At 47.5% G+C, this 8,120-nt stretch carries 8 protein-coding genes; 6 read left to right on the top strand and 2 right to left on the bottom strand.

Annotated features, from left to right (window positions below; genetic code table 11):
• Positions 1-449 (bottom strand): hypothetical protein (locus tag HYT79_11815; GenBank protein MBI2071271.1); only part of this gene is annotated, 449 nt, incomplete at its 3' end.
• A gap of 66 nt (positions 450-515) precedes the next feature.
• On the opposite strand from HYT79_11815, the gene HYT79_11810 reads away from it, so the two are divergent.
• Positions 516-866 (top strand): hypothetical protein, encoded by a 351-nt coding sequence (locus HYT79_11810; GenBank protein MBI2071270.1) that lies wholly within the window; start codon positions 516-518, stop codon positions 864-866.
• On the opposite strand, the gene HYT79_11805 is transcribed toward HYT79_11810, so the two are convergent.
• Entirely contained in the window at positions 863-1,135 is a 273-nt protein-coding gene (locus HYT79_11805) for a hypothetical protein (GenBank protein MBI2071269.1), read from the bottom strand. The two genes, HYT79_11810 and HYT79_11805, sit on opposite strands and share 4 nt — an antisense overlap.
• A 449-nt stretch (positions 1,136-1,584) precedes the next feature.
• Between HYT79_11805 and HYT79_11800 the strand changes: the two genes are divergently transcribed.
• From HYT79_11800 to HYT79_11780, 5 genes are read left to right on the top strand one after another with little or no spacing between them, the layout of a single operon-like run.
• Complete coding sequence (locus tag HYT79_11800; protein MBI2071268.1) at positions 1,585-3,684, top strand: DEAD/DEAH box helicase; 2,100 nt, start codon at positions 1,585-1,587, stop codon at positions 3,682-3,684.
• Positions 3,685-5,097 carry a hypothetical protein gene (locus HYT79_11795; GenBank protein MBI2071267.1) on the top strand — a complete coding sequence of 471 codons (1,413 nt, stop codon included), beginning with the start codon at positions 3,685-3,687 and terminating at the stop codon, positions 5,095-5,097.
• Positions 5,094-6,311 carry a hypothetical protein gene (locus HYT79_11790; GenBank protein MBI2071266.1) on the top strand — a complete coding sequence of 406 codons (1,218 nt, stop codon included), beginning with the start codon at positions 5,094-5,096 and terminating at the stop codon, positions 6,309-6,311. Before HYT79_11795 ends, HYT79_11790 begins: the two co-directional genes overlap by 4 nt.
• A 31-nt stretch (positions 6,312-6,342) precedes the next feature.
• Positions 6,343-6,648, top strand: coding sequence for a hypothetical protein (locus HYT79_11785; GenBank protein ID MBI2071265.1), 306 nt, complete (start codon positions 6,343-6,345; stop codon positions 6,646-6,648).
• Complete coding sequence (locus HYT79_11780) at positions 6,641-8,095, top strand: hypothetical protein (GenBank protein MBI2071264.1); 1,455 nt, start codon at positions 6,641-6,643, stop codon at positions 8,093-8,095. Before HYT79_11785 ends, HYT79_11780 begins: the two co-directional genes overlap by 8 nt.
• The last annotated feature ends 25 nt before the right edge of the window (positions 8,096-8,120 follow it).

Below are 8,120 nucleotides of genomic sequence, written 5' to 3'. Positions count from 1 at the left end.
GGGGTGTAAGAAGACTGCAGCGCCCTTTTATCAAAAAAGACGCTTTCTTTTCTCAGAAATCCTTCAAAAAAAACATCCAACCCCCTTTCTACCATAGATTTCCAGATGAAGTGGGGGTATTTAAACATTTCTTTTGTATAGCCCACCCCATCATTTCCTATGGAAATATTGTTATTTTGTGTTTTTAGACCGTATTGGCTCTGTTTATCTGCCTGAGTGTCTGTCTGTATCTGCCTGAGTGTCTGATCTGTCTGGTTTTGTGTCTGATTTAAAGAAGCCTTTGCCTGAAGCAGAGGAGAGGTGTTTAAGAGTGATTTAAGAATCTCCAAAGTTTCTTTTATTTCGTGTATTTCCTCATTCAGCGAATTTATTTGAGATTTTAGGCTAGTGATATCTCCTTTTACTTTTGAAAAGGCTTCTTTTATTTGAATGCTGGATTGGGGAAGCATTGAAATTTGAGAAGAAGATTAAATTTAAATATTGTTATTGTGTAAATTAAAAATGAAAGATGACTTATGATTGTCTTTGGTGTTTTGGGGCTTTTGTATGCCTCTTTGGGGTGGATAGTTACTTCAATAGATATTCCAGAAAATCAACCTTCCGTTAAATCTTATGCGATATTACTAATGTATTTATTTTTTATAATTGCTTTGATTATAGGAATTTTAATAAGAAACAGGTTGGTTTATGTGCCGGCAGTTGCTTATAGTGCTCTTATCCTTTTTGTAAGTATATACTATTCTGTTAAAGATGTCTTAGAATCATTAGGTTTTAGTCCTTTTTTTATAGGAATTATTTTAGGAGTTGTTTTATTATTTTATCTTCTTAAAAAAGAAGTAAGAGATTGTTATCTCAAAAATAACTAATTCTGTTTCTCCTGGAAGACTTTGTAAACCTGCTCGGAAAGAAGCCAGCGCTGCCTTCTCTGATATTGAAATCCTTTTGGATTTTTGTTGACTTCTATTATGAGGTTTTTTGTTTTTAACTCTTGAAGAATTAATTTTATGAATTCTTCATCTCTTGCGATGTTTTTTGCTATGCTTGCTGTGAATTGTGGTTGGGGGGAAACTGAAAATAAATAATGTAAAATCTGCTCAATGATTTTATCTTTTTTTTCTTGTGAGATTTTTGGCATTTGTATTGAAGAAAGAATGTTTATTTAAATGTGGTGTTGGGTTTGTATTGTGAAAAATAGTAATTATTATAAACTAATTGGTTAAGGGATAGTTATGATAAGAATAGAAAGGGGCAAGTTAGAAAAATGGACTGTGGAAACTCTACCTGAAAATGCAAGATCTGTTGGGCCCCCGTCACTGATATATTGGGAAGTTGGAGAATTTGATAACGATGAAATGATAAACAGTAGGATGGAGGAGCAGATAAGAGACCGATCTCCACGAAATGCCATTGGATATCTTCTTGGGGAAAGAGGCAATGTTTTTTTGCGTCCTCCTGGCGAATATTGTACCGGGGGTTATCGGTTTTTCCAAGCTGTGCAATATTATTGCAGAAGTTAATATTGTAAAACATTTTTTAATTAAGACAAAGTATTAAAAAGAAGGTTTTTTGTTTTCTAACTCTCTATTGGAAAAAATGTCTGGAAAAATTGAGTTTGTTGATGCGGAAAAGGAAGATGAGGTAAAGGCAATTTTGAATCCTTTAGTTAAAGAATGGTTTTTTTCTAAGTTTGATAAATTTTCTTTGACTCAGTTGTATGGAGTGAAAAAAATACATGGAAGAAAAAATATTTTGATAGGAGCGCCTACTGGCGGAACAAAGACTTTGACTGCTTTTTTGAGTATTTTGAATTACCTTGTTGGGCTGGCTTTGAGGAATGAACTTGATGATAAAGTATATTGTGTTTATGAAAGCCCCCTTAAAGCGCTGAGCAATGATATTTTTGTTAATTTGATAAATCCTTTGAATGAGATAAAAGAACTGGCGGAAGGGGGGGGCTTGAAAATGCAGGAAATTCGGGTTGCTTTGCGCACTGGAGACATTGAAAGCAAAGACAGGCAGAAAATGCTGAAGAAAACGCCCCATATTTTGGTTACGACGCCGGAGACATTGGCTATTGTCCTAACAAGCAGAAAATTTGTTGATAAATTAAAGGCGGTTGAATTTGTTATTGTTGACGAGATACATGCGATGACAAATAAAAGGGGAGTTTATTTGAGCCTGACTTTGGAAAGACTTTGCGCCTTGAGTTTGATTGAGCCTGTGAGAGTCGGTTTGAGTGCTACAATTTCGCCTTTAGAGGAAATTGCGAGGTTTTTGGTTGGAGTCGGAAGAGATTGCTTGATTGCTGATGTTCCTTTGGTTAAGAAAATTGAGATTGAACTAGATTTTCCCGGGAAAAGTATTTTAGAAGCAGAAAGCATGGAGAGCCAGAAAGAACTTTACAGGATTTTAGACAGAATAATTGAGAGTCATAAGACAACTTTGATTTTCACGAACACAAGGAATGCGACAGAGAGGATTGTGCATTATCTCGGGAAGCATTTTCCTGGAAAGTATTCTGGACTGATGGGGGCGCACCACAGCTCGATGAGCAAGGAGAAAAGATTTGAGATTGAGGAGAGATTGAGGAAAGGCGAGTTAAGGGTGGTTGTTAGTTCAACTTCTCTTGAATTGGGAATTGATATAGGGAGTATTGACTTTGTTGTTTTGCTTAGATCACCGAAAGGTTCGGCAAGGGCACTGCAAAGGCTTGGAAGAGCAGGGCATAAACTGCATGATAACCCAAAAGGAATATTTGTTGTTCTTGACAGGGATGATCTTGTTGAATGCGGTGTTTTGATGAAAGAAATGGTTGAAAAAAAGATTGACAAGGCAGAGATACCGAAAAATGCTTTGGACGTGTTGGCTCAGCAGATATATGGGATGGCAATAAGCAAAATTTGGGATGTTGAAGAAATGTTGGGCGGCGAATCCATGGAGACCACAATGATCGGCCGCATCAACGCATCGTTGCTCAAAAATCCCTGGATCGGGCAATTCTTGGAAAGGGATCATTTCGGTCTCGGCCAGGTCAAGGGGTCGGAGCCAAAGGCTATGATCATGCGCATGGAAAAGTACGGTTTGGCCTGCGCCGCGATGGCCGCAGGGGGTGCTCTCTGGATGGGTTGGCGATTTAACCCGGGCCTGCTGGCCGCCGGTTTCGCGATCGGTTTTTTTGTGCCGCATATCAACGCCCGCAAAGACGTTGCCCTAAGGCACAGAAGAGCGTTGATGAATCTGCCCAGTTTCGTCGATTTATTGGCGCTGACCATTGAATCCGGCCTTGATTACCTTAATTCCATGGATAAAATCCTGGGTACCACCTTTAAGAACAAGGGCCCGCTTGAGGAGGAAATTGAAAACGTTTTAAAGCAAATTCAATTGGGCTTTCCGCGGCGCGACGCCTTGCGCAACATGGCCAAGCGCGTGGATGTCCCTGAAATCCGTTCCCTGGTCGGACTATTGATCCAGTCGGATGAATTGGGCACGGGCTTGGTCCAGTTGCTGAGGAATTTTTCCCACGATATGCGCAATCGCCGCACCGGCAAGGCCGAGGAAATGGCGGGCAAGGCGTCGACCAAAATGTTGGGGCCGATGATGATATTTATTTTCCCGGTGATCTTTGCTTTAATTTTAGCGCCTTTCGGGATGTCCCTCGTGAAGGGGGGAGGCATGTCCTTTTAAATGTTGAATATAGGGTTCTCTAGCTCAAAAAAGACGAAAATTCTTGTTTTAATCGTTTCTTTTTGCGGCGCATCCGGGCTTTGGGCCGCTTCGGTCTCAACCGGCCGGGGGACCAAGCTTCATACGCCCGCCAAAGCCACTAGGAAAGAAGAAGCCGCCCTTTTTAAGACTTTGGCCGGCCAGATTACCGGGGTCGGCCTGGTCACCGCCGAAGAAAAAAGAATCATGGGGCAAACCATTGAGAAGGAAAAGAGCTGGATTTTACGCCGCACCATGGAGCAGATTTACGCCAGCGCCTTCGATCTGTACCGCCAGGGCCGCTACCAGGAATCATTGGAAGTCTTAAATCGCATCGTGACGCTCGATCCTTCGTTTGAAAGAGCCAGGGCTCTTCATTCCGCACTGTCCTCTCCGGCCGCAGCCGGGGCTCCGCCGGGCCGGATGGAAAGCCCGAAAAGCGTCCGCGAACTGATCCGTGAAAAATTTTACGAGGCGGTCCAGGTTTATCGCGAAGGAAGGAGAGTGGAGGCGGTGCAAAAATTCGAGGAGGTTTTGGCCTTGGAGCCCAGGCACCGCAAGGCCCAATTTTATATCACCCGCATCAACGGCGAGATCGCGAAGGACTATTTTGAGAAGGGCAAATTTGCCCAGGCGGAAGGGCGCTTGGAAGACGCCTTGGATAATTTTTATACGGCGGTCAGCCTTGACCCCAAAACCTACGCTTTCCTGTCGCGCCAGATTACCGCGGTTGAAGCCGAGGTGCGTTCAAAGAAGCTCCAATTTCACCTCTCTGAAGCTTTAAAGTCGCTGGCTTCGGGAAAGTATTCCAGCGCGCGTTCGCACGCCAGAGACATTTTTCAATTTGATCCGGCCAATACCCGCGCCCAGGAAATCATCAACGAGTCGCTCGAGAGCGAAGCCAAGGAGTATTTCACCAAGGGCGACGCTCACCTGCGCAACAAACAATTCGACAAAGCCGTCGAAGAGTACGAAAAAGTCGTCAAATTGAAACACCGGGCCGATGAGGCCAAGAAAAAAATAGAACTTGCTCAGACGAAGAAGGAAGACGAGGCGCGCCGGACTGAGGAGGCCAAGAAAAAGAAGGAAGACGATGAAAAGGCCAAGACCGAGGCTGAAGAGCGCGCCAAAGCGGCCAGTTCCTCCGAGAAAGAAAAGGGCAAGGTGGTCGGCGGCGCCGCCGGAGCGGGTGGGGCCGAAGGCGGCGCTCCCGCAGCCGTGACCGAGGAGGCTCGCCGGGCCGCCGAATCGCATTATCAACAGGCCATGGTTTTTTATCAGTCGAACGATTTGCAGCGCGCGTTGGCCGAGCTCAACCTTGCTTTGAAATTCGATCCCAATAATCAGCAGGCTTACGCCACCAAACGCATGATCGAACAAAAGCTGGCGAAGTGAGAATTATTCCTAAGTGGACCATTCTTTTTCTCTTCACCGGAGGGTATGTCTTTTTGCTGGCCGGTATTTTTTACAACAATCTGTTTCGGTGGTTCTTTGATGAAAAACTCAAACAGGAAATCGTGGCGCTTCTCTACGTCAATCAGAACCGTTTCGTTTCAGGTTTCCTTTCTTCGCCCCGCGTGGTGACCATCGAAGAAGTCGATACCATGCAAAATTTTCTTAAAGACCCCCGCGTCGTTGATGCCTTGGTGATCAATAAATACGGCCAAATTCGCTGGTCCAAGGATGCGCAACTGTTCGGCAAAAGAATCGAGGAGTATCAATCGATTCATCCTCTGCCCACGGACGCCATCGCCCGGTCTTATGTCACCAAGTCGCCCAAGGTTTTGCCCTTCGAGCTGGAGGGCCGCAGTTTTTACGAGGTGACCGTTCCCTTAATGAGCCAGGGGGATATGCGCGGCGTCGTGTCCATCCAGGTTTCTCGCGAAGAGACCAAAGAGACATTGGCTCAGGGTATGCAGCGTTTTTATCTCGGCGGCGCCGGCGTGGTGGCTATTTTTTTGGCGACCGGCGTTTTTTTTCTCTATAAGTCCGTTGCGGGGCCTATCAAAGAGACGAAGGAAATCGTCGATTCTCTTTCCATCACCCAGCCGGCTTGGCCTTCGAAAGAGATGCGTTCCGACGAAATCGGGGATTTGCATAAGTCGCTTTCCGCTTTTTTCGATAAATTGCGGGCCGCGGTATCGCGTTATGAGAAGGATCGCCGGGACGTCGGGGAGCTCGAACGCGCGCGTTGGGAGCAGATTTTGAAGGTTTTGGTGCGCACCGGCGGCGCCATCGTCCTGGACGGGGATAATTATGTGATGGCCAGCCACAACCTGGCCCATTTTGCGGTTAAGGCGCCTCAAATCGCGATGCGCGCCACTCCCAAAATTCTTCCGGGCGCTCTCGGGCCGACGGCGGAGAAAGCCGGCGGGCCGCAGGCTGCGGCGCAGACAACGGCCCGGCTGCATCTGTTGGATTTCATCACCAGCGCGGAGCTTTTACAATTGATCAATAAGGCGCTGGAGAGGCCCGGGCATTTCAGCGAAGGCGCGGTTTTGGTGGATGCGCAGCCCTTTAGCGCGCGGGTGATCACGATTTCCGCGGGACAGCCGCAGGATCAGCGAACGCTTGTTTGGCTGGAATCCCAAACGAAGGTCAGCGCTTAAATAATATGTCGTATTGTCGTTGGAGGTTGTCATGCAAGTTGAACTGAAGAAAGTTCAGGTGCTCTCGCTGGTGATGTCCGCTTTGCCCGTTCTGCTCTTGATTGTGGGCATTGTCGGCGGGTTGTTTACGTTCATTTTCTTTCCTGACCCGGCCATCGCCGATCGTCTGCCCCAGGTCTATCAGAAAAACGTGGCCGCGGCCGTCTTCGCATTGGCCTATTCGTTGGCCACGGTTCTTTTTTTGGTGGTCGTGGCGCTTCTTTACAATATCCTGGTGTCCCTGGGTTTGCCGGGCGTCAAAGTCGTGCTTTCTTCCGAACAAGAACGCGATGCCTAAGCTCAAAAAAAGCGCCGCCTGCGTTCTGGCCCTGGCTTTCGGCGCAGGGGCGGCGTTATTGGATGCGGCTCAGATGCGCCTTGATTTTATCCCGACGCAGATGGAATCCTGGCATAACTTCGTCATTGCGGATCGGCTGGTCGCCTCGGTTTTTTCAGGATCGAAGCTTTCCGTGGAACCCCGCCTTCCTAAGGACATGAGCAAGCTCTCTAAAGATCGCCAGGATGAGTTGAAAGTCCATCTATGGCTATTTGCCCGCTCGCCGGAGCTTTATGAGCGTTATTTGCGTCTCGTTTCCCTTTCGCCTACCGGGCTGTCCTGGAAGGAAGTTGTCGGAATGTTGGGATTCGACGCCGAAGAAATCACCAAAGCCGTCGAAGGGGAAAAGGGGGAAGCGTTGGTTAGTTCGGCCAAGCCCGTGGGCCAAGACGGCGCGAAGTTATGGATCGGCGAGCAAGGCCTTTCCGTGGGTTTTGATTTGACCGCCATGGCCCAGTCCATCAACGAGCGTTTGCCCGCCGGCGAGCGCGTGGAGATCAAAGCTGAACGCGCTCCTGCGGCGGATAAGCCCAAGGTTGAGGTCGTGGTTATCAACGGGGAAAAATACGCTTCCTGGGCGAAAATCGAACCGCAGGCTTTAGACGGCATCAAGCGCCTGCCTTTTGATCTTCAAATCAAGGAGATGGATGCGTCATCGTCCGGCGCGCGCGCTATTTTGGAAGAAACCGGCGTCACCCTCGTTCCCGCTGTTTTATTCAAGCCCTTAAACGGCGCGGCCAATAAAAGTTTGGATGATTTCGCCCAGCGCGGCGCGATTGAGAAAAAAGGCAAAAAGGGCGGCTGGTATTTCGTGCCCAGCCTTTCTTCTTCCGGTGTTTTTTGGGCCAAGAAAGAATCCAAATCGAAAAATCTCGATCTTTTCATCATGAGCCAATGCCCTTACGGCGTGGCCGCTCAACGGGCCGTTTTAAGCGCGGAAAAAGACGGGAAATTCCCCAAGGACGTGCAGCTTTCTTACCGCTACATCGTGGATAAAGAGGGACAGAGCCCGGAAGGCACGCCGATCTTCCGAAGCTTGCACGGCGATGGGGAATTGGAGGAAAATATCCGCCAAATGGTGCTTCAGCGCCATATGCCGGACAAGCTCAATTGTTATTTGGGCAAACGTTTGGAGAATATCAATTCTTCTCTTTGGAGCGATGTTCTTGAATCCTGCGGCGTGGATATGGCGAAGTTCAAGCAGTTGTATAAGGAAAATTCAGCCGAGCTTGTGGAGTCCGATTACAAACTGGTTGAATCGCTCGGCGTCCGGTCCTCGCCGACATTTATTTGGCGCGGCCGCTACGCTTTGACGGGGTTGGGGAGTTTGCACAACGTTGAAGAATTTAAAGACGTGGATTTTAAAAGCGCATCATCCGGAGGCACGCCTGCGGGGAAATGCCAATAAATCAGGCGTGGAGGGGTAAGGGTCC

It is taken from the genome of Elusimicrobiota bacterium, from assembly GCA_016180815.1.
In the GTDB taxonomy this organism is placed as follows: domain Bacteria; phylum Elusimicrobiota; class Elusimicrobia; order JACQPE01; family JACQPE01; genus JACPAN01.
This window is presented reverse-complemented; position numbering and strand designations above follow the sequence as displayed.